This is a genomic window from Kribbella sp. CA-293567, assembly GCF_027627575.1.
Lineage (GTDB): Bacteria > Actinomycetota > Actinomycetes > Propionibacteriales > Kribbellaceae > Kribbella.
In genome coordinates this window covers 1,382,045-1,405,983 of the sequence record NZ_CP114065.1, presented here as the reverse complement: position 1 = coordinate 1,405,983, position 23,939 = coordinate 1,382,045, and the positions used below count along the sequence as shown (strand labels likewise).

At 70.1% G+C, this 23,939-nt stretch carries 25 protein-coding genes; 8 read left to right on the top strand and 17 right to left on the bottom strand.

Going from position 1 to position 23,939, the window contains the following annotated elements:
* Nucleotides 1–11: 11 nt before the first annotated feature.
* The 9 genes from OX958_RS06805 to OX958_RS06765 form a co-directional block, all read right to left on the bottom strand.
* A complete protein-coding gene (locus OX958_RS06805; protein WP_270136306.1) occupies nt 12–1,892 on the bottom strand; it encodes a phage baseplate assembly protein V in 1,881 nt (626 codons plus the stop codon).
* Nucleotides 1,889–3,151, bottom strand: coding sequence for a phage tail protein (locus OX958_RS06800; protein ID WP_270136305.1), 1,263 nt, complete (start codon nt 3,149–3,151; stop codon nt 1,889–1,891). Before OX958_RS06800 ends, OX958_RS06805 begins: the two co-directional genes overlap by 4 nt.
* Nucleotides 3,148–3,630 carry a phage tail protein gene (locus OX958_RS06795; RefSeq protein ID WP_270136304.1) on the bottom strand — a complete coding sequence of 161 codons (483 nt, stop codon included), beginning with the start codon at nt 3,628–3,630 and terminating at the stop codon, nt 3,148–3,150. The genes OX958_RS06800 and OX958_RS06795 overlap by 4 nt, the downstream gene beginning before the upstream one ends.
* A 10-nt stretch (nt 3,631–3,640) precedes the next feature.
* Complete coding sequence (locus OX958_RS06790) at nt 3,641–4,597, bottom strand: eCIS core domain-containing protein (protein WP_270136303.1); 957 nt, start codon at nt 4,595–4,597, stop codon at nt 3,641–3,643.
* Nucleotides 4,598–6,788: 2,191 nt separating this feature from the next.
* Nucleotides 6,789–6,941, bottom strand: a complete 153-nt coding sequence (locus OX958_RS06785; protein ID WP_270136302.1) for a DUF6760 family protein — start codon at nt 6,939–6,941, stop codon at nt 6,789–6,791.
* 35 nt (nt 6,942–6,976) lie between these two features.
* Complete coding sequence (locus tag OX958_RS06780) at nt 6,977–7,393, bottom strand: hypothetical protein (RefSeq protein ID WP_270136301.1); 417 nt, start codon at nt 7,391–7,393, stop codon at nt 6,977–6,979.
* The gene (locus tag OX958_RS06775) at nt 7,390–7,857 is read right to left on the bottom strand and encodes a phage tail protein (RefSeq protein WP_270136300.1); all 468 of its coding nucleotides are present in this window, start codon (nt 7,855–7,857) and stop codon (nt 7,390–7,392) included. The genes OX958_RS06780 and OX958_RS06775 overlap by 4 nt, the downstream gene beginning before the upstream one ends.
* Before the next feature lie 39 nt (nt 7,858–7,896).
* Nucleotides 7,897–8,355 (bottom strand): phage tail protein, encoded by a 459-nt coding sequence (locus tag OX958_RS06770; protein WP_270136299.1) that lies wholly within the window; start codon nt 8,353–8,355, stop codon nt 7,897–7,899.
* Entirely contained in the window at nt 8,352–9,878 is a 1,527-nt protein-coding gene (locus tag OX958_RS06765; protein ID WP_270136298.1) for a phage tail sheath family protein, read from the bottom strand. The genes OX958_RS06770 and OX958_RS06765 overlap by 4 nt, the downstream gene beginning before the upstream one ends.
* Nucleotides 9,879–10,068: 190 nt before the next feature.
* On the opposite strand from OX958_RS06765, the gene OX958_RS06760 reads away from it, so the two are divergent.
* The 6 genes from OX958_RS06760 (at nt 10,069) to OX958_RS06735 (ending at nt 15,642) form a co-directional block, all read left to right on the top strand.
* A complete protein-coding gene (locus tag OX958_RS06760; protein ID WP_270136297.1) occupies nt 10,069–10,719 on the top strand; it encodes a Pvc16 family protein in 651 nt (216 codons plus the stop codon).
* Nucleotides 10,691–11,083 (top strand): PAAR domain-containing protein, encoded by a 393-nt coding sequence (locus OX958_RS06755; RefSeq protein WP_270136296.1) that lies wholly within the window; start codon nt 10,691–10,693, stop codon nt 11,081–11,083. Before OX958_RS06760 ends, OX958_RS06755 begins: the two co-directional genes overlap by 29 nt.
* A gap of 152 nt (nt 11,084–11,235) precedes the next feature.
* A complete protein-coding gene (locus tag OX958_RS06750) occupies nt 11,236–14,004 on the top strand; it encodes an ATP-binding protein (RefSeq protein WP_270136295.1) in 2,769 nt (922 codons plus the stop codon).
* A 148-nt stretch (nt 14,005–14,152) separates the two neighbouring features.
* Nucleotides 14,153–14,587, top strand: a complete 435-nt coding sequence (locus tag OX958_RS06745) for a hypothetical protein (RefSeq protein WP_270136294.1) — start codon at nt 14,153–14,155, stop codon at nt 14,585–14,587.
* A gap of 17 nt (nt 14,588–14,604) precedes the next feature.
* On the top strand, nt 14,605–15,363 hold the full coding sequence (locus OX958_RS06740) for a TNT domain-containing protein (RefSeq protein WP_270136293.1): 759 nt from the start codon (nt 14,605–14,607) through the stop codon (nt 15,361–15,363).
* A gap of 18 nt (nt 15,364–15,381) precedes the next feature.
* Nucleotides 15,382–15,642 (top strand): hypothetical protein, encoded by a 261-nt coding sequence (locus OX958_RS06735; protein WP_270136292.1) that lies wholly within the window; start codon nt 15,382–15,384, stop codon nt 15,640–15,642.
* Nucleotides 15,643–15,717: 75 nt separating this feature from the next.
* Here the strand turns inward: OX958_RS06735 and bioD are convergent, their stop codons facing one another.
* The 5 genes from bioD to OX958_RS06710 all read right to left on the bottom strand — a co-directional run bounded on the left by bioD (nt 15,718) and on the right by OX958_RS06710 (nt 20,416).
* A complete protein-coding gene (gene bioD, locus OX958_RS06730; protein ID WP_270136291.1) occupies nt 15,718–16,386 on the bottom strand; it encodes a dethiobiotin synthase in 669 nt (222 codons plus the stop codon).
* A complete protein-coding gene (locus OX958_RS06725) occupies nt 16,383–17,504 on the bottom strand; it encodes an 8-amino-7-oxononanoate synthase (RefSeq protein WP_270136290.1) in 1,122 nt (373 codons plus the stop codon). Before OX958_RS06725 ends, bioD begins: the two co-directional genes overlap by 4 nt.
* Nucleotides 17,504–18,775 carry an adenosylmethionine--8-amino-7-oxononanoate transaminase gene (gene bioA, locus OX958_RS06720; protein ID WP_442913286.1) on the bottom strand — a complete coding sequence of 424 codons (1,272 nt, stop codon included), beginning with the start codon at nt 18,773–18,775 and terminating at the stop codon, nt 17,504–17,506. Before bioA ends, OX958_RS06725 begins: the two co-directional genes overlap by 1 nt.
* 175 nt (nt 18,776–18,950) lie before the next feature.
* Nucleotides 18,951–19,877, bottom strand: a complete 927-nt coding sequence (locus OX958_RS06715) for a zeta toxin family protein (protein ID WP_270136288.1) — start codon at nt 19,875–19,877, stop codon at nt 18,951–18,953.
* Nucleotides 19,874–20,416, bottom strand: coding sequence for a hypothetical protein (locus OX958_RS06710; RefSeq protein WP_270136287.1), 543 nt, complete (start codon nt 20,414–20,416; stop codon nt 19,874–19,876). The genes OX958_RS06715 and OX958_RS06710 overlap by 4 nt, the downstream gene beginning before the upstream one ends.
* Before the next feature lie 160 nt (nt 20,417–20,576).
* Between OX958_RS06710 and OX958_RS06705 the strand changes: the two genes are divergently transcribed.
* The gene (locus tag OX958_RS06705) at nt 20,577–20,762 is read left to right on the top strand and encodes a hypothetical protein (RefSeq protein ID WP_270136286.1); all 186 of its coding nucleotides are present in this window, start codon (nt 20,577–20,579) and stop codon (nt 20,760–20,762) included.
* 53 nt (nt 20,763–20,815) lie between these two features.
* Complete coding sequence (locus OX958_RS06700; protein WP_270136285.1) at nt 20,816–21,010, top strand: hypothetical protein; 195 nt, start codon at nt 20,816–20,818, stop codon at nt 21,008–21,010.
* Nucleotides 21,011–21,136: 126 nt separating this feature from the next.
* On the opposite strand, the gene OX958_RS06695 is transcribed toward OX958_RS06700, so the two are convergent.
* Genes OX958_RS06695 through bioB form a run of 3 tightly spaced genes read right to left on the bottom strand, consistent with a single transcriptional unit; the run spans nt 21,137 to nt 23,640 of the window.
* Nucleotides 21,137–22,411, bottom strand: a complete 1,275-nt coding sequence (locus tag OX958_RS06695) for a tRNA (adenosine(37)-N6)-dimethylallyltransferase (RefSeq protein WP_270136284.1) — start codon at nt 22,409–22,411, stop codon at nt 21,137–21,139.
* A gap of 9 nt (nt 22,412–22,420) precedes the next feature.
* Nucleotides 22,421–22,648 carry a biotin synthase auxiliary protein BsaP gene (gene bsaP / locus OX958_RS06690; RefSeq protein ID WP_270136283.1) on the bottom strand — a complete coding sequence of 76 codons (228 nt, stop codon included), beginning with the start codon at nt 22,646–22,648 and terminating at the stop codon, nt 22,421–22,423.
* Nucleotides 22,645–23,640 carry a biotin synthase BioB gene (gene bioB / locus OX958_RS06685; RefSeq protein ID WP_270136282.1) on the bottom strand — a complete coding sequence of 332 codons (996 nt, stop codon included), beginning with the start codon at nt 23,638–23,640 and terminating at the stop codon, nt 22,645–22,647. The genes bsaP and bioB overlap by 4 nt, the downstream gene beginning before the upstream one ends.
* Nucleotides 23,641–23,939: the final 299 nt, after the last annotated feature.

Genomic DNA, 23,939 nt, shown 5'->3' with positions numbered 1-23,939 from the left:
TCCTCCGGCAATCAGTTGAGCTTGATCGGCTTGCCCTTGACCTCGACCGGGCCGGTGCCGTTGACGGTGATCTGAGCGCCTTCGAGATTCAGCCGCTGCGCCTTCAGGCTGAGCGAGGCACCGCCGTCGATCGTCACCGAACCGCCTTCGCCGGCAACCAGCTCGATCGCCCCGCCGGGTCCGCACTCGATCACGATCCGGCCCTTCTCCCCGGGCCTGGTCAGCTTGTTCGGCAGGCAGTTGACGGCGACCACGCCGGCCACCTGATCGATCCGGAGCGTCACCTTGCCGTCGCCGCTCCCGAGCAGGATCTCGCCCTGCTCGAAGCGGGCCGGGCCGGCGGCCTCGTCATGAAAGGCCAGCCGGTTGCCGGACGGCGCGACCAGGCCGCGCCACTGCACGACACCGGTGGCACCGTTGGCCTTCACCGCGGGAGCACCCAGACTGTAGGTACTGCGGTTGTTCACGATCCCGCCGAGCACGTACGGCCGCTGCAGGTCACCGAACTCGAACCCGACCATCACCTCGTCGCCGGGATCGGGGAGCACCAGCGCGCCGCTGTTCTCTCCGGCGCCAGGCTGGACCACGCTCGCCCAGTTCGTCTCGTACTCCGGTGACAGCCACGGCAGGACCAGCTTGACCCGGCCCTTGCCCAACGGGTCGACGTTGTTCGTCACGATGCCGCAGACCACACCGGCGACCCGGTCGTCGCGTCGCCGGCCGCCCTGGGCGAGCCCGAGCAGACTCCGGTCCTGAGCACCGGTCACCTCGAACCGGGTCCGGTACCGGCCACCGGCCAGCTCGTGCCGGGCACGGGTGATCTTCCACTGCCCCGCGAACGGTGCCGCGACACCGCTGATGTCGGCGATCCGGCCGTCGGACAGCCAGGGATCGCCGACGCTCTCCCCGACCGCCTCGGCGAAGGTCCCGCCCAACCGGTCGGCCAGCCCCGCGGCCATGGCCCGCGCGGCCTGGCCGATTCCGTTCCCGGACCCGATCGGCCGGTCGGCCAGCACCGTCGCCTGGTCCGACGGCCTCGGTCCGAGATTCGCCCCGGCCTGTCGGCCGCCGGCCACCGGACCCGGACGATCGTTGACCTTGGCAACCGTCGGCTGGAGCCGCGGACCGGCCGAGGTGCCGGTCGCCGTCCCGGTCATCGTCACGTCGGCACGCTCGCTGACCACCTTCGCGGCCAGCGGATCCCAGACCCGTACCTCCGCCTCCGGCGCCAGGTTGCCGGCCGTGATCCGGGGTGCGAACGCGAGCAGGTTGGACAGCAGCATCAGCCGGACCGGCGCGCCGATGGTCCGGTCACCGAAGAAGAACTTGCCCTGGGCAACACCGAAGTCACAGCCGATCGCGGCCGCCCGGGCGGACAGGAACTCCCAGTCGGTCTGGTTCACCTGGCCGAGGTGCTCGTGGACGACCCGGGTGGGGGTGATCTCGCCGATCGTCAGACCCGCCTCGCGCGCGATCTTGCGGGCGATGTCGGCATCGGACATGTTCACGAAGGTCCGGCTGCGGCGGGCCCGTTGCAACCGGTGCTCGTGGCTGTAGCCGCGGACCGTGACGAAAGCCGTCTCGCCGTAGTCGGCCTCGATCGCGGTCACCTCGCCGGTCATCAGCAGGCGCGGATCGCCGGGACGCAGTGGTGAAGCCGCGGCGATCCCGACCTCGGTGCCGATCGCCAGTTGGGTCAGCAACCGGTCGAGCGCACCGCGATCGTCGAAGACCACCTCGAACATGCCCGGCAGGCGCAACTGCTGGTCCACCACCACCCGGACGATCGAGTCCGCCAGCTCGGCCGCCAGGGGGCGCCGGGCGACGCCGAGGTACACGGTCGCCGGCACCGCCGCCGTCCCGTCGGCCGGTCGATCCGAGATGACCGTCATCGCCGTCCACCTGTTGCCGACCGCAACGGATCGTCGGACCGGCCGGCGGCCGGTGGGGCGGACGAGGGCGCCGGGGCGGACGGCCGCTGGGGGCTGCCACTCGCCGGCTGCCGCCCACGAGCCGGTGGTGGCGATCCCTTCCGGCCCGCAGAGCTCTGTGGGCGGTACTCCTGCAGCGTGAGCTTGACGGTCGCCCGGCTGGGCTTGCCGGCCGGGGTGAACCTGGTGAAGGTCAGCGTGTAGCTCTTCAGCATCATCTCCGGCGGCATTCCACCCCGGTCCTCGCCCCAGACGACCCGCAGCACCCGCGGCGTACCGGCCGCGGTGGCGTCGGCCGGGGACGGCTTGGTGCGACCGCACGACGGACAGGCCGGTGCGTCCGTCCCTTCGGCCGGCTTCGGACGTCCAGCAGGCTGACCCGATCCCTGCGGCGTGTCCAGTTCGATCCATCGGCTGAGCACCGGAACCGCTGCCTCGACCTGCGCACAGCCTTCGAGCCGGAGATTGGCCAGGGTGATCTTCAGGCTGTTCGGATCGACCACCACCGCCTGGGTGAGAGCCGTGGCGTGCTTGCTCTCCGCCTCCCTGGACCGCTCGAACTCGACCTTGTCCGGGTTGTGCAGGAACTGCAACTGGAAGGCCGCATTGCCCTTCTCGATCAGTTCCAGGCGATGAACCTGCTCGACCGGTTTGAGGAAACCGCCGTGCACCAGGGCGAGCTTCTCCAGCGCTATCCCGCCGCTGCCGCTGGTGGTCAACGCCGGAACCGCCCACTCCACCGGTACGGCGTTCGTCAGCTCCCATCGATGGATCACCGCGTCGTTGCGCCCGGGACCGCTGTGCATCTCGATCACGACCGGCCCGGACGAGGCCGTCTGCGGTGCCTGCCCGCCGACCCAGCTGACGGCCTGGTCTTCGAGCCACTTGCGCACGGCCGCTGCTCCGTCCGCCGTCATGGCCCGCTCCAGAACCACCTTCGGGTAGGTGATCTTGCCCGGCAGATGGCGTGCCGAGGTGTAGTTCCCGCCCTCGTCGAAAGGGCCCTCCGGGGTGAGCTGGACAGTCAGCCCCGAGCAGCCCGACCACAGTCCCAGCGAGGTCGGGGCCCCGCCGTCGAGGGCCGGCACCAGCACCCGGAACCACATCGTCATTCCGTACGGGCGTGGGTTCAGCGACCCGCCACCGGGCGTCTTCGAGCCCAGCTGGTCCGTGACGAGCGCGGCCGCCCCCGCCGCCATCGACATCCCCGGCATGGTCATGGCAGCTTCGCCTCCGCGTCGAGGAACCCGGTGTGCGCCAGCTCCAGTACCTCGATCGCCGGCCGCGACCCGCCGGAGTCGAACTCGGTCAGCCGCCAGCCGATCGGGAAGAACTCGCGCAGCTTCCAGGTGACGACCGGCATCCCCAGGAAGTCCACCAGGTAGATCGCGCCACTCAGCGGCGTACGGTCGCGGGTGACCGTGACCAGCCACTCCTGCACCCTGCCGGAGTCCGCGCCGGCAGCCCTGGACAGACTGATGTTCGGGTAGGAGACGTCGCCCGGCACGATGGTGAGATGGGTCGCGCCGCCGGGACGATAGGTGTGGCGCTGCCAGCTGACGGCCAGGCCACCGGCCTTGCTCCAGGAGCCGAGCTGGTAGCCGGACCGGTCGATGTCGATCACGTAGCGGTGCGACATCCCGACCTGTCCGGTCAGCAGTTCGAGGCCCTTACCGACGGACCGCAACGAGGGCGCCATGACGTTGTCCTTAACCTAGGTCGGCGAGCGCCCCGCGGCGCTCCCGGTCGATGAGCAGTTCACCGCGGAGCCGATGCCGGAAGTCGCCGTAGAGCCGGTCGGCCAGCCGCTGGAGGAAGTGCGAGTCGTTCAGCTGGTCCACCGGCTCCGGTCCGCCGGAGACGCGGTGGATCTCCGCCACCGAGGTCTCCAGCCGTCCGACCCGCTCGAGCAGTTCCTGGTCGGTCCGGAGCTCCGGCTCCGCCCGGCCGCGAGCGGCGAGGTTGTTGCGGAGCATCGCGTCGATCGCCTGCTGATCGGGCCATCGTGGATCGGGCATCGGCCGACCCGGTCCACCAGAGCCGAGGAAGTGCGCATGATCGCCCCCGTGGAAGCCGGCCTGGTCGCTGTCGTCCGGTCGTGTCCAGTACTCCGGCGGAGCAGCGTTGCCCGGGTGAAAGCTCCAATCCCCGGAGGCCGCGGAACCGGCAAGGGCTGGGGCGGTCGCCCCTAGCAGCGAACCTTGAACCTGCTCCGGGGCTTCGGCCACAGAACTCCAGGCAGCGGAATCGTCGGGTGAGGCGGAGTGGATCGGTGAGGTCGCACCGTGGCGGTCCGCGGATCGATGCAGGAGCGGCATCGACCGGCCGGACCGGAACCAGTTTTCGGTGCCCTGGGCAACTTCTTCGAGTTGCTGCCCGAAGGCCGAGGCGACCGTGGGCAGTCCCGGGCCGAGCATGCGTTGCTGTGCCACATGGGTGAGTTCGTGCGCAATCAACGCCTGTGTCTCGGGGCTCTCCAGGCCCCCTGCCTCCGCGGGCAGATGGATGACCCCGCCCGCTGTGAACGCTCGTACGCCCAGCTTCTCCGCTCGCGCGCTCACCACTCGTCCTCGTCGCACCGGTACGTCGTCCACCGCGACGCCGAACCGTTGCTGCACCGCCGCAACCACTCGAACCGGTGCGCGGACGACCTCCTTCTCCACCACGCCGGACAAGCTGTCGCCCAAGCCAACTGCCCGGCCGCGCTCTACCGTGGCGGACCGAACCACGTCCTCGCCCAACAGCCCAGGCCGCATCGGTGATCCGGTGATCCGGACTTCGCCCGAGCCATCCCAGTCGCCGTTGGCCGAAGCGTCCTCACTCCCTCGGCCAGGCACCCCCGCCGGCCCGGTCGAGTCATTGCCGAGCGATCCGTAGCCGGCACTCTCACCGCCTGTCGATCCATCCCCGACTCGCGCCTCGGGCGACCCAGCAGCGGATCGTGCACCGCCCGGCCGGCCGCGACGAATCGGCAGACCGCCCGCAAACCCGCCAGCAGTTCGCGCATCACTCAACGACCCACCAGCAGCTCGCCCACGCGCTCGCGCGCTTCCTGCTCGTCCGCTGCCCGCCGACCCGTTCTCCGCTCGCCCGTCCCCGGCCTGCCCGTCCCCAGCTCGACCGTCTCCGGCTCGACCGTTCCCGGCTCGGCCGTTCCCGGCCTGTCCGTCCCCAACTCGACCGCTCCCGGCCTGTCCGTTCCCAACTCGGCCGTTCCCGGCCTGTCCGTTCCCAACTCGGCCGTTCCCGGCCTGTCCGTCACCGGCTCGACCGTCCCCGGCCTGTCCCTCCCCGGCTCGGCCGTTCCCGGCTTGCCCGTTCCCCGCTCGTTCATTCCCGGCTCGTCCGTTCTCCGCTTGCCCCCTCCCGGCTCGTCCACTACCGGCTCGTCCGTTCCCCGCTTGCCCGCTCCCGGCTCGTCCACCACCGGCTCGCCCGCTCCCCGCTTGCCTGGTTCCGGCTGGCCCGTCCCCACCTTGTCCGCCCCAGAGGCTTCCCTCGCCCCCGCGTCCGTTCCCGGCTTGCTCACTACCCGGCAAGCCGACATTGGCTGCCGCATCGCCCAACGGTTCGACGCCACCTCGTCCATCGCCCGCCGATTCGGCACCGGCACTCTGGCTAGCCGACGCTGCCCCACCGCTCCCGGTCAACCCGCTGCCGGAAACCTCGGCGCCGACCGCCGATCCGTCCTCCCAGACCTCACCACCCACCGCACCGCGCCGGCTCGCCCCGTCAACCGGCGACCCGCTTCCCGGCTCAAGACCGCTCACCAAAGGCCAGCCGGACTCCGTACCGACCTCCGGCCGGCCGGCCACGAATCGACCGGGCACACTCCCCGCCGTACCGCGCGGCCGGACCACCATCCGTTCTGCCCGGTCAGCGATGTCCACCGCGTCAGCAACATCCACTGCTTCTGGTTCACCACCTACCGTGGTGGGATCGTCCGATCCGACACGGCGTACCGGCCTCACTCCGGCGGTCGACCGATCCGGATCGACCGGCTCACCTGCTTCCCGCGGGCGCACCCGCCCGAAAACCCTTCCCACACCGGCCGCAGCGCTGCCCGTTGCCATAGGCAACGAGTCGTCCGACGGAAGCCCAGGATCGGGTTCCTCATCCTCACCCGAACCATCACCGCCCGATCCCGACTCCGCGGCGTCCTGGCCCACAGGCGCGCGGAGACCGCGCTTACGGCTCTGGGCGAGCGTCGGCCGCCGTACCGGCTGCGACACCGGCGTCGGCGACTCGAGCTGCGCGACAGCTGGGGGCGGCTCGGCAACGGACGAAAACCCGGTCAGCAAAGCCAGTCCGAGCGCGTCACCCGACTCGTAGTCGGCCAGCATCCGCTCGTACTCCCCGATGCTCCGAAACGGCTGCGTCGGTTCCTGCGGTTCGCCGACGTCCTCAGCCGTCGTCAACGCGACCCGCTCCGCCCTTCGCACAGCCGGTGCACGTTTGCGGCCATCGGCCGGCTCGGGAAGACGATCGTCGATCGGCACCTCGGGATCAGCCGCGCTCTCCACACCGGCCGGCAACTCGCTTCGGCGGTGCAGCCGGCGCGGCGCCGGCGAACGATCGGCGGACCGGCGCCGGGTGATTCCCGAGATGACGCCGACCGGCCGGTCGAGCGTGATCCAGTCGCGGACCCCGCGCCGATTGTCGCGCGCCAGCAGTTGCTGAGTTCCGGCCACGTCGGGCCCGGCCAGGAACGGCCCCAGCACGGGCGGCCGCAGTCCGACCACCGGCGTCAGCACCGGTTCACGGGCCCAGGCCCCGTCGGCCCCGGTGTCGGGCGTCAGCGGTTCGGGCGAAGGCAGCTCGCGAGCGGAGCGGCGGCGAAACGGCCAGCGCATCAGGTCACCTCCAGATCTCTTCCGGCGCACCCGCCGCGTCGGTTCCGTCGAGCAAGCTGTTGATCCTGCCGATTCCCTCGATCACCTTGGTCCTGGCCGGATGCTCGAGGTCGAGGATCTCGGCGTGCGACCAGTGCAGGTAGTACGCGACGTACACGACCTCGTCCCAGAGCTGCTCGGCCGGGTACGTCGTCAGGCTTCCCCCGGGACATCACCGGCGATGTCGACCGCGTAGTCGTGTCCGCAGGACGGGCAGGTGACGTCCACCTCGGTGTGGCCGCTCTGGTTGATCCGCCGGTACAGGTCCTGCAGGAAGGCCAGATCCGAGGCGAACAGGCACTCGACCACGAGCGAGTCGACCTCCGGCAGCTCGCCGAGCCGGACCAGCGTGCGCTCGAGCAGCAGCACCGTCAGGTACGCCGGATTCTGCCGGACCCGCGCATCGGTCTGGGTGCTGATCTCGTCGCGGGCGGTGGCCAGCCGCATCACGCCCTCGCGGTGCAGAGTGCCTCGCTCGTCGACGAAGCCGCGGGGCAGCACGAACGGGTACTCGGTCCGCATCCCGCTGCCGACGCCCACCCCGGCGGCCAGGGTCCCGGGCGGTGTCACTTGCCCTTCCCGGTGATCGACTCGCAGGTGATCTTGCACTCGATCATCGCCACCTCCGACGAGCCGGCCTTCATCGAGGAGATGGTCACCTCCGACAGCCACGCGTTCTCGATCAGGTACAGCGCCTGCTGCGTCCCGCTCGCGTCGTAGACGGTGAGGGTGCCGTCGGCGCGGGCGGCCGCCTTGCCGAGCCGCGCGAGTTCGTGCCAGGCCAGGATCTTCACACTGCCGCCGGCGTCGAGCGCCCGTTTCAGGCTGATCGTCGGCGGATCCGTCTTGCCGAACTGCTTGGTGTGCCGGGTGTTGCCCTCGGCATCGTTGTAGATGTACTCCTGCGAGGCCACCTTCGAGTTGATCCCGCCCAGCTCGGCGAACGCCATCCGCCCCATCGGCGACCCCTGGAAGTCGGCCACGAACCGGGCGGCGCTGACCACCTGGTCCTGGACCTGCGGGCTGCTTGTCATCACATCAGTCCTTTCGTTTCGGCCGCGCCGCTCGTGCGGTCACAACTGGATGATCGAGTCGCAGATGATGGTGGCGCGCATCATCACCACCGCGGGGCCGCCGGCCTGGGCGGCGTCGAGTTCGAGCTTCGCGCACCACGCGTTCTCCAGCAGGCAGACGACCGCGGGCTCCCCCGCCTTGTCGCAGATGTCGAACGAGGCCGGCAGTTTGGCCAGTGGGTTGTTCATCCTGGCCAGCAGATGCCAGCCGTACAGCTGCGCGAACCCGTCCCGGTCCAGCGCCCGTTCCAGCACGATCGCCGGTGCCTTCGCCCGGCCGAACTGCTTGGTGTGGACGTTGCCCAGCCGGCTGTTGTACGAGTACTCCTGGTACTCGACCTCCGAGGTGAAACCCGCCAGTTTGGAGAACCCGATCCCGGCCGTCCAGCCCTCGCAGATCACGAAGAACCTCGGTGCCGTGACCACCGGCGAGCCGAACAGGGTGGTCGATCCGGTCATTCCTGCAGCTCCGTGCCTTCGGCGAACTGGGACAGCCGGAACACGATGAACTCGGCCGGCTTGACCGGCGCCACCCCGATGTCGACGGTGAGGATGCCGGCGTCACGGTTCTCCGGCGGGTTGTTCTCCGCGTCGCACTTGACGAAGAACGCCTCCTCGGGGGTCCGGCCGAACAGTGCCCCGGTGCGCCAGATCCGGCGCAGGAACATGCTGATGATGCGTTCCACCGAGGCCCACAGGAACGGGTCGTTCGGTTCGAAGACCACCCACTGGGTGCCCCCGAGCACCGACTTCTCGAGGTAGTTGAACAGCCTCCGCACGTTCAGGTAGCGCCACTCGGGATCGCTGGACAGCGTCCGGGCGCCCCAGATCCGGATGCCCTGACCGGGGAAGAAGCGCAGGCAGTTCACCCCGATCGGATTGAGCTGGTCGTGCTCGCCGCGGGTCAGCGACGACTGCAGGTCGAGGACGCCGCGCACGACCTCGTTGGCGGGTGCCTTGTGCACTCCCCGGGTGTCGTCGTTCCGCGCCCAGACGCCGGCGACATGACCACTGGGCGGCAGCAGGATCGGCTTGCCGGTGCTGGGATCGGCGACCCTTACCCAGGGCCAGTACAAGGTGGCGTACTTCGAGTCGTAGCCCGCCACGTTCTGCCGCCAGTCCTTGACCTGCTGGGGGCGCAGCCCGGGGGGCGGGTCCAGGATGGCGACCCGGTCCGACATCAGCTCGCAGTGCGCGATCATCGACAGCTGAACGGCCTTCACTCCGTCGAGATCGATGGCACCGGCCTGGTAGGCCGTCATCAGATCGGGCACGCACAGCATGGTGATGTCGTCGACGGCCTCGAGCCCGGAGAACCCGGTGCGCTCCTCGGCGTCCCCGACGTAGTCCTCCACCGCGGCGACCTGCGGCGCTGGTTCGGGCGGCGCCAGCGGCGTCCGGACCCCGACATCCGGTACGGCGACCGCGCCGCCCTTCACCTCCTCGGCGACCACCCACTTGGACTTCCGCAGCGCGGTGACGACGTTGGCCGGACCTCGCCGGGTCGTGACGTTGTCGAAGATCTCCTCCTCGGTGCCGGACCGGACGATCAGCTTGAAGGTGTCCTCACCCGGCTCGGACGGCTCCTGGATCTCGACGGCCAGCGGCCGATCGGCCGGCGCGCCCTCGAGCGCCTGGACCGTGAGCGCCTTGCCCGGGCCGTGGCTGGGCAGCTCGGCCCGCCCACCGGTCAGTTCCCGCGGCGCGTCCTGGCCAGGGCTGCCACCGACCCGGACGACGTACGCCGTCCCACCGCCGTTCAGGAAGTAGCCGTAGACGGAGTGCGCGAGGACGGCACCGTCGACGAACTGCCCGAACGTCTCGACGTACTGGGTCCAGTTCGTCACCAGCACCGGTTCGTTCACCGGCCCCTTCTCGGCGAAGCCGACGAAGGCCGCCACCGCGGTCCCGACACCCTCGATCGGTTTGGACCCCGAGGACACTTCCTCGACATAGACACCTGGTGACAGGTACGACGGCATCCGGACCTCCTGGCAGCTGATCGGCTCCGCCCCGACGGATCGGGCCTGCGGCAACTCTGCGTCGGCGCGGACGGCACCCGCCACAAGCCGCGGTGCACGAACGGATGCCTGATCGGGCGACCGGGGAAGGCCGGACGGTTGCTCGGACGCTTCTGGATGAGGTTGCGTCGCACCCCCGACAGTGGGAGCCATGCTGGACGAGGTGGGCGCGGTGATCGGGGCGGTCCTGAGGGGCCGGTTGCCGGCCGCCGTCGACGTCCGGCAGCAGGCACCCCGGGTGGCCTGGCAGAGCGAGGGGACGATCGTCGGTCTCTTCTTGCACCGCGTCCGGGAGAGCCGGAGCCAGGCTGCGACCGGACTCTGGACGGAGGACCGGGACGCCGAGGGCCGGGTCGTCAGCCGCACCTCCCCGGAACGGCAGTACGACCTGCACTACCTGGTCACCGCCTGGGCAGCCGATCCGGAGCAGGAACTCGCGCTGCTCGGCCGGATCCTGCGGACCTTCGCCAACGACCCGGTCGTTCCGGCGTCTCAGCTGATCGGTTCGCTCACCGGCGCAAGTGCGTCCCTGACCGTGTCGGTCGGACGCGACGACCGGCCACCGGAGTTGTGGCCGGCCCTCGGCCTGTTGCCGCGCACCTGCCTCGAACTGGTGGTGACCGCACCGATCCCGCCGGTGGTCCGGACCGAACTCGCCCGACCGCCGGAGAACATCGAGCTCGGCGTCGGCGTCACCGGACCACCGAGCCGGAGCATGCCCGGCGAGCAGGCGTCCAGGCGGCCGAAAGCGCGGATCACGGAAGGAGAACCCGATGGGCCGGCCCGCGGCGAAACTCGGTGATCAGGTCGTCGGCACCGACATCCACATCGTCCTCGTCCCCTCCCCCGGCGGCCCGGTCCCGACCCCCACGCCGCTGCCGTTCAGCGGGAAGATCACCACCGGTTGCAGCACGGACGTCCTGATCGAAGGCAAGCCGGCCGCGATCCACGGCAGTGTGGCGACGAACTTGCCGCCGCACCTCCCGGCCGGAGGGAGCTTCGCCAAGCCGCCGGACAACCGGGGCACGGTGATCGCGACCAGTCTGTCGGTCCTGGTCAACGGCAAGCCGCTGGCCAAGGCCGGCGACCAGGTGCTCAGCTGCAACGACCCCGTCCCGGCGCCGACCTGCTCGATTCTGACGGCCGGGCTGGTACTGGTCGGCTAGGGGTCTGATATGTGATCACAGGGTGGTAGCTGCCAAAAAACCTGCCGTTACTGCGTAACCTCATGGCCGACTCCTCAGTTGTTCAATCACCTGATGCTTCAGGCACGGTTTGGCGACCCGCTCTGTCGCCACTCCATGGAGTTGAGGCGTTGATGACCACTGGCATGCTCGAGCAGCCGGCGGAAACGGACTTCGTCGGCCGCACCACAGAGCTGGCCAAACTTGCCGAGCTGGCAACCAAGGTCAGAGCGGGTCAGCACCAGACCGCGACCATCCAGGGGCCTCCTGGCATCGGCAAGTCCGGCCTGGTTCACCGCTTCACCGGCGAGCTGTCCGATTTCACCCTGCTCCAGGCGACCGGGGACCGGTCGGAACACCTGCTGGAGATGGGGGTCGTCGACCAGCTGCTGAGCCGGGTCCCGGCAGAGATCCGGGCCCGGACACCGTTGCTCCGGGCGGGCGTACCCCCCGAGGCCAACCCGATCGCCGTCGGCAGCCAGCTGCTCGGCCTGATCGACGAGCTCCAGCGCGACCGGCCGGTCGCCCTCGTGGTGGACGACATCCAGTGGGTGGACCAGGCCTCCTTGCAGGCGTTGCGTTACCTGTTGCGCAGAGTGTGGGCCGAGCACCTCCTGATCGTGCTGATCAGCCGCTCGCCGGACAGCTCGGCGCCGGATCCGCCGGTCGATCACCTGATCCGCGGGATCCCCGTCGATCTGCGGCTCGAGGTGTCCGGCCTCGATCTGGTCGATGTGGCCGACCTGGCCCGGAGGATCTGCGGCCGCCGGATGCCGGCCACGGCCGCCTACCGGTTCCACTCCTACACGGGCGGCCATCCACTGCTGCTCCGCACCCTGCTCAACGAGGTCTTCTCACAACGCTTCACCACGGACAACTGGTGGCTGGCCGTCCCGTCCTCGGTCAGCTCGGCGGTTCGCCGGAGCATCCGGCGACTGCCCGAATCCTCCAGGTCGCTACTGGAGGCGATGGCCGTGCTCGGCGGCCACCCCAGCCTGTCGCAGGTCGCGAAGGTCGCCGACGTCCGCGCCGCTCACGAAGCGCTCGGTCCGGCCATCGATGCCGGTCTGGTGACCTGGTTCCCCGAGGAACCGTCGTGCCCGGTCACGATCAGCCACGACATGCAGCGCGAGGCCGTCTACGCCTCGCTCTCGCCGGTCCGCCGGCAGACCCTGCACCAGCGGGCCGCGACGACGGTCGACCACGTCCTTGCCTGGCGGCATCGCGTCGCCGCCGTCACCTCCACCGACAGCTGGCTCGCCGACGAGTTGGAGGAGGCCGCCGCCGCCGAGGCGCAGCAAGGGAACTACGGCACCTCGGCGACCTTCCTGAACTGGGCGGCAGAGTTGACTGCCGATCACAGCCACCGTGAAAGGCTGTCGCTGACGGCCACGACGCATGTGCTGTTCAGTTCGGATCGAGGCCGGGCCGAACGGCAGTACGACCGGGCCAACTGCTCCTCGCCGTCGGCCCTGCGCTCGCTGACCCTCGGCCTGTGCGAGCTCTACCTCTTCGGCGAGCGGAGACTTGCCGAGCAGCATCTGGCCCAGGCGTTCGAGCTCAGTGGGCCGTCGAAGAACGCCTCCTGGATCCACGGTGCGGCCGCCGGCGGCCTGACCGACATCAGCGTCCGGCGTGGCGACCTGGACGAGGCCCTCGAGTACGCCGAGATCACCCTGCGCGCCGACGGCGTACCGCTGCCGCAGCGCGACTACGTCTCCAGTCTGCGGGCGGTCGTCCGGAGCCGAAGGGACAGCTTGACCGCCGGGCTGGACGAACTGCGGTATCTGCCGGACGATCCGGCGGAAATCTCCCATCACGACCTCGAGACGCTCGGCTGCCGGGGCGCCATCCGGGCCATGGCCGGTCTGGTCGAGGAGGCCCGGGACGACCTGGCGGAAGTGGTCCGGCGTCAGGACGCGGGCACGCCGATGCTGTCGGGGGTCCTGCCGCACTGTTATCTGGCAGCGGTTCAGTACCGGCTGGGCGAATGGGACGAGAGCGTGCTGACGATGCGCAGCGCGTCCCTGCTCGCGCTCGGCGACGAGCCGGTGCTGAACGAGGCGATCCAGCATCTGGCCGCGTCGTTGGTCCCGTCCGCCCGCGGCGACTGGAAGATCGCGGAGGACCTGGTCCGGCGGGCGACGGCCGCCGCGCACCGAGTTGGCGGCTCGCGGGACCTCCGGTACGCCGCGATGGCCCGCGCGCTGCTCTGCCAAGCCCGCAACGACTTCCGCGGCATGCTCGGGGCGCTCTCCGCCGTGCCGGAGTTCCGCTCGGGGAGTGGGGTGATCGGCGGAGTTCAAGGATGGTGGAGCTCCTGGTGGATCTCGCTGCTGGTCGACGCCCTGCAGAGCAACGGCCGGATCACCGAGGCGGCGCACGAACTCGCCGTACTCCGGGAGAGAACGCACGGCGTGGCCTTCACCGGCAGCACGCTCGTCCGGTTGACCGCGGGCCAGGCCGAGGCCGAGGGCGACCTCCGTGGGGCGGTGGACCTGGTCGAGGAGTTCCTGGCCGGGATGACCGAACCACGGCAGCGGCTGTCCGACGGCATGCTGTTCCATGCCCACGGACGCCGGCTGCTGCTCCGCGGCGAGACCACCCGCGCCGCGGACTGGCTGCACGCGGCCGACCGGTGTTTCGGCGAACTCGGCGCGGTTCCCTATCGTGGCCGGCTCGCGATCGATCTGGCCCGGTTGCAGACCGGGCCGCCGCAGGTGAACCGCCCCGCACTGACCGCACGAGAACAGCAGGTCGCCGAACTGGTCGTGCAGAACCTCAGCAACCGTGAGGTCGCCGCCCGCCTGCACGTCACCCCCAAGACGATCGAGTACCACCTCCGCAACATCTTCGCCAAGCTCGGCATCACCTCCCGCCGGGACCTGGCCAGAGCGCTCTGACGCCTCGCCTTCCCTTTCGGGCACCCGGCCCGGCTCCTTCAGGCCCGCGGCCCCGCTTCTTGGTTTTCCCGGCAGACCGCCCACGGCACCGCGGCCGGAGTGAGGCTGGTGCTCCACGAACACCAGCCCAGGTCAGGCGGAGGGAACGATGTCGGTCAGCGAAGTGGAGCAGGACGAGTACGCCAAGAATGTCCAGGATTACGCCGATCAAGCGGTCACGGCGGTGCAGCAGCAAGCCTTCGACGTGGCGGCGACGATCTGGGAGAGCATCCTCGACGACGAGGACATGCGCAGCCTGTACGACGAGGACAGCACCGCCCACATGCGGGCCCGCGCCGACTGGGCGCGTGGTTTCGAGCAGGCCTGGGCGGGCAATTTCGAGGCCGCCGCCGAGCGGTGGCAGCGGGTGGTCGACACCGGCTCCGCCGACACCTGGTTCGGAAGCGACGGCGCGCAGGAGCTCAGCTACAACCTGGCGCTGGCCTACACGCGAGCAGGAAATCCCGACAAGGCCGAGACCGCGCTGGCCGGGCTGTCCGAGAGCGAGCAGGCCGAGATCCGCGCCGCGGCGGGCGACGCCTGATGTGGAGGAGTGCCGCAATGGGCGGCGGATCGATCGCCATGCGGTCGCGGGGCGGCAGGCAGGCCGGACGAGTGATCTTCCGCTTCACCATGGACACCCACGCCCCGCACTTGATGGGCCGCCGTTCGTTCACCACCATCTCCAAGGCTCCCCGGCACGACGAGCTCCTGAAGGACCTCACCATCTCGGACGGGCGCAAGGTGAAGATCCTGGACGAGGAGTTGCATCCGTACAAGGCGCCCGCGGAGGTGATTGCCGCGGCCGCCGAGAACCGTAAGAAGCCGCTGCCACCAGGCGCTCTCGGCCCAGGGGAGGCGGTGCGGAGCAAGGCCGTGGCCAAGCGATCCTCGGAGGAGTCCCGCCGGCAGTGCGAGGCAGATCCGGACGCCGTCATCAAGGGCAGCGACTACCCGCCCAACGGCGGGTTCGAAGCGGGCACCGAGACCTACGGCACGATCGATCCCGATGACCTGCTGGCCCGGTTCGGCGACGAGAAGGGCACCTACCTGTGCCGGGTCGACGTCCCCTTCGAGCAGCTGGGACTGCATCCCAGCAGCCTCAGCAAGGGGCTGCATTTCTACCGGGCCTTGCGGAAGATCCCGATGCTGGAGGGCACGGCCGCGGCGGCCCTGAATCTCGGCTCGCCCGGAGGCGGAGTACAGATGAAGATCTTCAAGCCGGTCAGAGACCTGGTGGCGGAGGGGGCCCTGGAGGAAGTGCCACCGCCGGACTCCGACGACGCGGAACCTGCCGGCTCCGTCACCGAGACCGAATAACAGCCGAGGAGCCGACTGATGCAACTTTCACCAGAGGTACTGGAGAACTACCTGAACCGGCTCGGCGTCGCGGCCGGCGAGTACTCGATCGGCGCCGAGATCGACTCTCGCGTCTGCGCCCTGCCGGTCGACGAAGGCTGGAGCGTCTTCTACTCCGAGCGCGGGCTACGCACGGACGAGGTGGGCTTCGAGAACCAGGACGTCGCGCTGATCTACCTGCTGGGGTTGTTCACCCAGCAACAGCTCGACCGAGGAAGCCTGACCGAAGCCACGGCCTGACCCGTTCGCGGGCGGGCAGTACCGCGGACCTCGATCGCGAGCACGACCGGCGCAGTGCCGGGTCATCGGCGTGGCTCAGCGGCTGGAGAACCAGCCGCCCGCGGCGGCCAGGAAGGTGGCGCGGTCGAGGGCTCCGGCGCCCGCCGGAACCCGGGCGATCACCGGCACTCCGGTGATCGCCGGCAGGTCCTCGAGGTTGCAGCGCTCGGCCAGCTCAGGTTCCGCGGGCCAGGACCCGACGACCAGGCCTTCGATCGGCAGGCCTCGGGACCGGAGGGCCTCGACGGTGAGGCCGGTGTGGTTGAGGGTGCCGAGGCCGGCGCGGGTGACGACGACGAAGGCGAACGGAACATCCAGGTGGGCGGCGAGGTCGGCGAGGTTGTGGCCGGCCTCGTCGAGGCCTACCAGCAGGCCTCCTGCTCCTTCGACGATCACGGTGTCCCGGGAGGCGGCCAGGTCGGTGATCGATCCGGCCTGGGCCTTCACCGACGGCAGCGAGGCGCCTTCACGGCGCGCCGCGGTGGTGGGAGCGAGCGGGTCCCGAAGGCGCACACCTTCGTGCAGATCGGCCAGGCCGGTGAGGCGCTGGATCTCCTGCAGGTCGCCGGGTTCGCCGGCTGTCACGCCGGTCTGCGCCGGCTTCACCACCGCTACCGAGCCGGCTGCGGTGACTGCCAGGGCCGCAGTCACGACGGTCTTGCCTACGCCGGTATCTGTACCGGTGACGAAGAGGATCTTGGTCACGACACTTCCTGGATCGCGGCGACGACGACTTCGCAGGCGAGGTCGAGGTCGGGGGTGGACAGTCCGGCCTGCGCGGTGAGGCGGAGACGGCTGATGCCGTCGGGGACCGACGGTGGGCGGAACACGCCTACTCGTACGCCGTTGGCGAGGCACTGGCCGGCGGCTCGTACTGCTTCGCGCGGGCCCGGCATGGGAACGGAGACGACGGCTCCGCTGGAGGGTTCGACGCCACAAACTCTGGCCAGACGGGCTGCTGTCGTGTGGATTGCGGCGGGGCGGTCGGGCTCGGCTTGCAGGACACGCAAGGCAGCGAGGGCTGCTGCGCAGGCTGCGGGGGCCAGGCCGGTGTCGAAGATGAACGGGCGGGAGCGGTTGATCAGGTGGTTGCGCAGTACGGCGGGGCCGAGCACCAGGCCGCCTTGGCTGGCCATTGCCTTGGACAAGGTCATGGTGACGATCACGTGGTCGAGGCCGGCCAGGGAGGCTGCACTGACCGAGCCGCGGCCGTTTCCGGTGACGCCCAGGCCGTGAGCCTCGTCGACGACGAGGACCGCGCCGTGGTCTCGGGCCAGAGCTGACAGGGCGTCCAGGGGCGCGGCATCGCCCAGGACGCTGTAGACGGACTCGACCAGGATCAGGGCGTGCGGTTCGTTGCGCTCGGCAAGGGCTTTGCCGATCGCCTCGAGATCGTTGTGCGGGGTGACCTCGACCCGGGAGCGGGCCAGGCGGCAGGCGTCGACGAGCGAGGCGTGCACGTGTTCGTCGGAGACGAGCAGGGTGCCAGGGCCGCCGAGCGCGGTGATCACGCCCAGGTTGGCGAGATAGCCGGAGGAGAAGGCCAACGCCGATTCGTGCCCGGTGTACTCCGCCGACGCCGACTCCAGTTCCGCGTGCAGCGCGGTGGTTCCGGTCACCAGACGGGACGCGGTCGCACCGGTGCCCCACTCACGGACGGCGGCGACGGTCGCCTCCACCACGCGCGGATCGCGAGCCAGGCCGAGATAGTCGTTGCCGGCCAGGTCGACCAGTACCTCGTCCGGCTGCCGGGCGCGCAGTTGCCGCGTCAGCCCGCGCGCCTCCAACGCCACCGCCTTCGGCGCCAGCCACTCCTCCAGCATCAGTTGCCCTCGGCAATCGCTTCGGTGATCGCCGTGCTGATGGTGGCGATGTCCTCTTCCGTGCATGTGTACGGCGGCATCGTGTAGACCAGGTCGCGGAACGGCCGGACCCAGACGCCTCGGCGCAGTACGGCGTCGGTCATCCGTCGCAGGTCGACCGGTCCAGCAAGTTGCACGACTCCGACGGCACCGAGCACCCGCACGTCCTTCACCGCTGGCAACGAGGCCGCCGGAGCCAGTCCGGCCGACAGTCCGGCGGAGATCGAGGCGATCCGCGCGGACCAGTCCTGGGAGAGCAACAGGTCGATGCTCGCGAGGGAGACCGCGCAGGCGAGCGGATTGGCCATGAAGGTCGGGCCGTGCATGAGCGCCCCGCCCGGACCTCCCGACACGGTGTGCGCGACCTCCGTCGTACACAGCGTGGCAGCCATCGACAGGTAGCCCCCGGTCAGCGCCTTGCCGACACAGAGGATGTCCGGATCGATGCCGGCATGCTCGGCCGCGAACAGCGTTCCGGTACGGCCGAATCCGGTGGCGATCTCGTCCAGGATGAGCAGGAAGCCGTGCTCGTCGGCCAACTCCCGAAGCAACTTCAAGCAAGCCGGGCTGTACGGGGACATCCCGCCCGCGCCCTGCAGGATCGGCTCGACGACGATCGCCGCCACCTCGTCGCGGTGCCGCGCCGCGACCTGCCGCATCGTCGCGGCCCAGGCCAGGTACTCCGGGTCGTCGTCCGGCCGGTCGAAACCGGCGGGTGGTTGCGGCCCGAAGACCTGCTCCTTCAGCGATCCGGTGAACAGCGAGTGCATCCCGTTCACCGGGTCGCAGACACTCATCGGCGCGAAGGTGTCTCCGTGGTACCCGCCACGGACTGTCAGCATCCGGGTACGGTTCTGGTTGCCCCGGGCCCCTTGGTACTGCAGGGCGAGCTTGATCGCGACCTCGACCGACACCGACCCGGAGTCGCAGAAGAACACGTGCCGGATCGGCTCCGGGGTGATCTCCACCAGCCGCTCGGCCAGCCGGACCGCCGGCTCGTGGGTGAGCCCGCCGAACATCACGTGGCTGAAGTCGTCGACCTGTGCCTTCAGCGCCGCATCGAGCACCGGGTTGCGGTAGCCGTGGATCATGCACCACCACGACGCCATCGCGTCGATCGCCTCGACCTCGCCACCGGCACCGTCGTCGAGCCGTAGCCGGACCCCGTCGGCACCTCGCACCAGGTGCAGGGGCGCCGGGTCGATCAGCGACGAGTAGGGATGCCAGAGCAGGGTGGCATCGGCGGCGAGGAGTTCGCGACCGGCCCCCGGTTCTGGCCGTCGCCGCGCGTTGACCGATCGTGACACCGTTTCCTGCCTTCGTCCTGAGGATTCACCACAGTAATCGGTGGCCGCGGCCGACTGCGGCGCGGGCGGTCAGGATGTGGGCGGGATCTCGGGCCGGCGATCAGCCCAGGGTGCCGGCCGTCGCGATGTGCAGCGTGACGGCGTCGGGGTGCAACCGCCGCCGGGCCAGCGCGGTCACGGCCCTGGCCTGGCCGACGGACTCGTCGCGGACCCACTGGACCGGCGCGGCCAGCCCGATCCGGCCGACCTCCGAGGCGACGTCCAGGAAGTGCCGCGACTCCGGCACCGTCCACGGCCGCTCCCTCTCCCAGCTGACCGCCTCCCCCGTCCGCGGAGGTTGTTGCCATTGGCCCCTGCCGTCGCGCTGATTGCCGTAGATCAGCCGGCCGTCCGGACGCAGGACCGCGGCCCGATCGGCGAAGTCTCCCGTGTCGATCAGCTCGGCGGCCCGCAGTACGCCCTGGTAGCCGGCGTCGTGCCTGGCCGGCGGCGTGAGCCGGCCGAAGCCGAACTCCTCCAGCGCCCGCATATGCCGTTCCAGTACGCCGAGCCGGCTCTGCGCCTCGTGCACCGCGAGCACCGCGATCTCGACCTGGAAGCCGGCCGCCTTGAACCGGCGGGCCGACTCGGCGAAGGCGCTCGGGTCGAGCAGTTCGGTCTCGACGATCCCGTCGTAGCGCTGCTGGATCGTCAACGCCTCGGCCGCGGCCAGCCACCGCCGGCCGTCGGGCTGGACATCCTTGTCGGCCGTGGTGGGCACGTCGGTGATCGGTTCGTACAGACGCGGGTGGTAGGCCTCGAAAGCCGGAGCGCTGAGGATCACCGGCCGGCCACGGCGACGCAGGACCGCCTCGGCGAGTTTGGTGACCGTGGCCTTGCCGTCGCCGGGCTGGCCACAGACGAAGACCACGATCGGCTGCTGCTGCGGGCTGCCGGTGAGCCGGTCGGGCACGATCCGGTCCCGGAAGATCCGGTCGCTCTCGGCCTGGTCGAGCTGGTACCGGTGTTCACCGGCCGACTCGGTCACGCGGTTTCACCTCCGTCCGCGTGCGCTTCCCGCTCGCCTTCGGTTTCGTCCTGATCGTCGCCGTCGCCGTCGCCGTCATCGCCGTCGCCGTCATCGCCGTCGCCGTCGCCGTCATCGCCGTCGCCGTCGCCGTCATCGCCGTCGCCGTCGCCGTCGCCGTCATCGCCGTCGCCGTCGCCGTCGCCGTCGCCGTCGGCGGCATCGTCCGCGTCGTCGGCTTCGTCCAGGTCTTCGTCGTCGTCGTCTTCGTCGACGCTCAGCAGCTTGTCGGCGGCGGCCCGGATGCGCTTGACCTCGCGACCATCCAGCGGTGTCAGTTCGCTGCCGCGCGCGGACCAGGCCACCTGCTCGGCGCGCCAGCCCGCGATTGCCTCGGAGTCGGGCTCGGCCGCGGACTCCTCCTGCGCGATCAGGTGCGCGTAGTACCCGACGGCCTGCCGGATCGCCTCCTGCGCAACCTCGTACGAGACCGCCTGCGGCGCCGACCAGGCCGCCGTACCGAGCCCGGCCAGCACGTTGACGGCGGTGTCGTTGACCACCCCAGAACTCTAGCCGCCGGCTGGGTCGCCGGCATCCGCCACCGGCGTCCGGATGACCCTCTCCGTGGCTACGTTTTCCGGTGTTCCGGACGAGCCGGGAACCGGGCGCCGGAACTCGACGTCTGTTCGGACGACAAGCTTTCGACAGAGGAGCTCAACGATGGCCTTCGGTAAGAACGGCAAGCCCGGCAAGGAACACACCACCAGCACGAGCAAGAACACCAAGGGCAAGCACCAGGCCGGTCAGGCCCGCGCGCAGGCCGACCAGCAGCGCAACCCGAACCCGAACACCAGGGCCGGCCGCAACATCATCGCGAAGAAGAAAGAGGGCGGCAAGGGCAAGTGAGCCCTGCCCCCTGAAGCAGCCGCAGAGGGCGGCTCCGGCAGAAGGGACCACCGATGGCCTTCGGCAGGAACACGAACAAGGGCAAGGACGAGCCGGCCGGCGGGCACGACAAGAACAAGCGCCCGTCGAGCCAGGAGAAGCACGAGCGCGGTGACGAACGGCGCGGTCGCGACCAGGGTGGCGAGAAGGGTGACGCTCGCCGCAAACCCAACCCGAACAAGCGGAACAGAGGCACCGGGCGCGGCTGAGCAGAACAGAGCCGGCAGGCGCGCACGGCGTTCCTGCTCGAGGCCGGGGGGATGCCCCCGGCCGTTCTGGTTCGCTCAGGGAATGTGAGACCGCGCGGGCGTCGCGCTGGCAGCTTCTCGTTCGGGTCAGCGCGGCTTGGGGCCGCGGGGTTTGCCCTGGCGGGGCTGGCCGCCGGCCCCACGACCGCCCGAGCGGCCCGCGGAACCACGACCCCCCGAGGACTTCGCGCCACCCGCAGATCTCGAGCCCCCGGCGGGCTTCCCGCCACCCGCTGATCTTGCGGAACCGGCGCTCTTCGCGCCATCAGCACTCTTCGCGCCGCCGGCAGGCTTGCCGCCGCCCGCGGACCTCGGCCCACCAGCTGTCTTTGATCCCCCAGCTGTCTTCGATGCACCAGCCGCCTTCGCACCGCCGGCGGGCTTGGGGGCAGGCGCTGTCAGGGCTGCTCGGACCGCCGCGAAGGCATCCCGCTCGCTGCGCACCAGCTTGACGCCGGCGAGCTTCCCGATCGCCGAGCGCTGCCGCCGGGTGTGGGTGCGGATCCGCTCGACCACCCGGTCGCGCACCTCCGCCAGGTCGGCGGCGCCCAGGTTCTCCACCGCCTTGCCACGCTCCAGCGCGAGGTCGAACCATTCGGTGTAGCCATGGGTGTGGACGACCTGGTTCGGCGAGTCCTGACCGAGTCCGCGGTACTGCGCCAGGACGTCGTAACGCTCGTCGAGGCCGAGCACCTCGTCCCGCAGACCACGCTCGACCTGGTGGTCGTAGGTCTCCGCCACCCGGCGATCGATGTCCGCGGCGGGACGGTCCACCCCGAGCACCACCTGCCGCGCGGCCACCGAGGTGTTCGCGCGCTCAGGGTCGTTGCCCATGGCATGCGCCAGCGCGTTCACGATCGCTTCGTAGTTGTTCTCGTGGATCTTGGCCGCGGCCGTCCGGTCCAGCCGCGTCAGTACGGCGTACGCGTCCTCGGCCATGCTGCGGGGGAAGTCCCGCCGGACGGTGTTGCGCGCCTCGGCGACCGCGTCCACCTCCCAGCCCTCCAGCAGCGAGCGGACGTAGACGCTCGTGCCGCCGACGATCACCGGGACGCCGCCGGACTTCCAGCAGTCGTCCATGTGTTTGCGGGCCTCGGAGACGAAGGTCTCCAGCTCCAGCTTCCGCACCGGCTCGGTGACGTCGAGCATCGTGTGCGGGACCCCGCGCATCTCCTCCGGCGTCGTCTTGCTGGTGCCGATGTCCATGTAGCGGTAGACCTGGCGGGAGTCGGCCGAGACGACCATCGGGGCGAGCCCGAGCTCGTCCCGGATCCGCAGGCACAGGTCGATCGACACCGCGGTCTTGCCCGCCGAGGTCGGTCCGTAGAGAGCGACCAGCAGGCGAGGGACGGCGTCGGGCATGTTTCAACCCTACCGCGCCGGACTCCGCTCTCCGGCCGAGTTCAGCTCACCGTGCACGGAGCAGCGCGCGGTCCACTCCATCGGGCTGACCTGCACGATCATCCGGCGCCGGCACTCGGCGCAGTACCGGGGCGGCTCCAGGGCGAGCGCCCGGCGGCAGTCGTCGTGACCGCCGCCGGCCAGTTCCCGGCCGCAGTGACCGCAGTACGGCGCGGCCGGACCGTCAGCTGCGGTCATAGCGTCTTCTGGAGTTCCTTCACCGGCATCTTCAGCTCGGCCAGCAGGTCCAGGTCGGCAGTCGCCGAACGTCCCAGCGTCGTCAGGTAGTTGCCGACGATGACGGCGTTGATGCCACCGAGCAGGCCCTCGCGGGTGCCGAGGTCGCCCAGGGTCAGCTCCCGGCCACCGGCGTACCGCAGGACGGTCCTCGGCATCGCCAGCCGGAACGCGGCGATCGTGCGCAGCGCGTCCTTGCCGGCCATGATCTCCATGTCGCCGAACGGCGTGCCCGGGCGCGGGTTGAGGAAGTTCAGCGGCACCTCGTGCGGCTCCAGCTCGGCCAGCTGCGCGGCGAGCTCGGCGCGCTGCTCCAGCGACTCGCCCATCCCGACCAGACCGCCGCAGCACAGCTCCATGCCGGACTCGCGCACCATCAGGCAGGTGTCCCAGCGCTCCTCGAAGGAGTGCGTGGTGACCACGTCGCCGAAGTACGAGCGGGCCGACTCCAGGTTGTGGTTGTAGCGGTGCACGCCCATCGCCTTGAGCTCGTCCACCTGCTCCTGGGTCAGCATCCCGAGCGAGCAGGCGATGTTGATCTCGACCTCGGCGCGGATCGCCTCGATGCCGGCCTTCACCTGCGCCATCAGCCGGGCGTCCGGACCGCGGACGGCGGCGACGATGCAGAACTCGGTCGCACCGGTCTTCGCGGTCTCCTTGGCGGCCTCCACCAGCTCCGGGATGTTCAGCCAGACCGCGCGGACCGGCGAGGTGAACTGGCCGGACTGGGAGCAGAAGTGACAGTCCTCGGGGCAGCCGCCGGTCTTCAGCGAGATGATCCCCTCGACCTCGACCTCCTCACCGCACCACTTGACCCGGACTTCGTGGGCCAGCGCGAGCAGGTCGTCCAGCTGCTCGTCCGGCGAGCGCAGTACCTCGACCAACTGCTCCTGGGTGAGGCCGATCCCTTGCTCCAGAACCTGCTCACGGGCAACCTCGAGGATGTCGGTCATTGTTCTCCTGCCTGATCGGACGGTCGGCTCACAGTAAGGCAGGCCCAGCGTCGGCGCTGCGAGGGGCGTCACGGCCCGGAAAAAACTTTTTCGGAATCTCGTAACCCCTGGTGAACGGCCTCGTTGATGTGTGCAGAGGCGGTGAACGCAAGAACACCACTTCTCGATTACGAGGAGCGACTGAAAGGTCGCACATTACGAACAGCACGCAGAGTGATTACGGTCACCGCGCAGAGGTCGAAATGGCTCGAATCGGTAGTAGAGTGAGGATCACGAGCTCGGGTCGCCAGCTATGGTTG

Coding starts and splice junctions, on each gene's coding strand:
- OX958_RS06800 (WP_270136305.1), bottom strand. CDS start 3,151: ATGACCATGCCGGGGATGTCGATGGCGGCGGGGGCGGCCGCGCTCGTC.
- OX958_RS06750 (WP_270136295.1), top strand. CDS start 11,236: ATGACCACTGGCATGCTCGAGCAGCCGGCGGAAACGGACTTCGTCGGC.
- OX958_RS06695 (WP_270136284.1), bottom strand. CDS start 22,411: ATGCCCGACGCCGTCCCTCGCCTGCTGGTCGCTCTCTACGGACCGACC.
- OX958_RS06700 (WP_270136285.1), top strand. CDS start 20,816: ATGGCCTTCGGCAGGAACACGAACAAGGGCAAGGACGAGCCGGCCGGC.
- OX958_RS06795 (WP_270136304.1), bottom strand. CDS start 3,630: ATGGCGCCCTCGTTGCGGTCCGTCGGTAAGGGCCTCGAACTGCTGACC.
- OX958_RS06765 (WP_270136298.1), bottom strand. CDS start 9,878: ATGCCGTCGTACCTGTCACCAGGTGTCTATGTCGAGGAAGTGTCCTCG.
- OX958_RS06805 (WP_270136306.1), bottom strand. CDS start 1,892: ATGACGGTCATCTCGGATCGACCGGCCGACGGGACGGCGGCGGTGCCG.
- OX958_RS06725 (WP_270136290.1), bottom strand. CDS start 17,504: ATGCTGGAGGAGTGGCTGGCGCCGAAGGCGGTGGCGTTGGAGGCGCGC.
- OX958_RS06745 (WP_270136294.1), top strand. CDS start 14,153: ATGTCGGTCAGCGAAGTGGAGCAGGACGAGTACGCCAAGAATGTCCAG.
- OX958_RS06705 (WP_270136286.1), top strand. CDS start 20,577: ATGGCCTTCGGTAAGAACGGCAAGCCCGGCAAGGAACACACCACCAGC.
- OX958_RS06775 (WP_270136300.1), bottom strand. CDS start 7,857: ATGACAAGCAGCCCGCAGGTCCAGGACCAGGTGGTCAGCGCCGCCCGG.
- OX958_RS06770 (WP_270136299.1), bottom strand. CDS start 8,355: ATGACCGGATCGACCACCCTGTTCGGCTCGCCGGTGGTCACGGCACCG.
- OX958_RS06760 (WP_270136297.1), top strand. CDS start 10,069: ATGCTGGACGAGGTGGGCGCGGTGATCGGGGCGGTCCTGAGGGGCCGG.
- OX958_RS06755 (WP_270136296.1), top strand. CDS start 10,691: ATGGGCCGGCCCGCGGCGAAACTCGGTGATCAGGTCGTCGGCACCGAC.
- bioB (WP_270136282.1), bottom strand. CDS start 23,640: ATGACCGACATCCTCGAGGTTGCCCGTGAGCAGGTTCTGGAGCAAGGG.
- OX958_RS06735 (WP_270136292.1), top strand. CDS start 15,382: ATGCAACTTTCACCAGAGGTACTGGAGAACTACCTGAACCGGCTCGGC.
- OX958_RS06740 (WP_270136293.1), top strand. CDS start 14,605: ATGGGCGGCGGATCGATCGCCATGCGGTCGCGGGGCGGCAGGCAGGCC.
- bsaP (WP_270136283.1), bottom strand. CDS start 22,648: ATGACCGCAGCTGACGGTCCGGCCGCGCCGTACTGCGGTCACTGCGGC.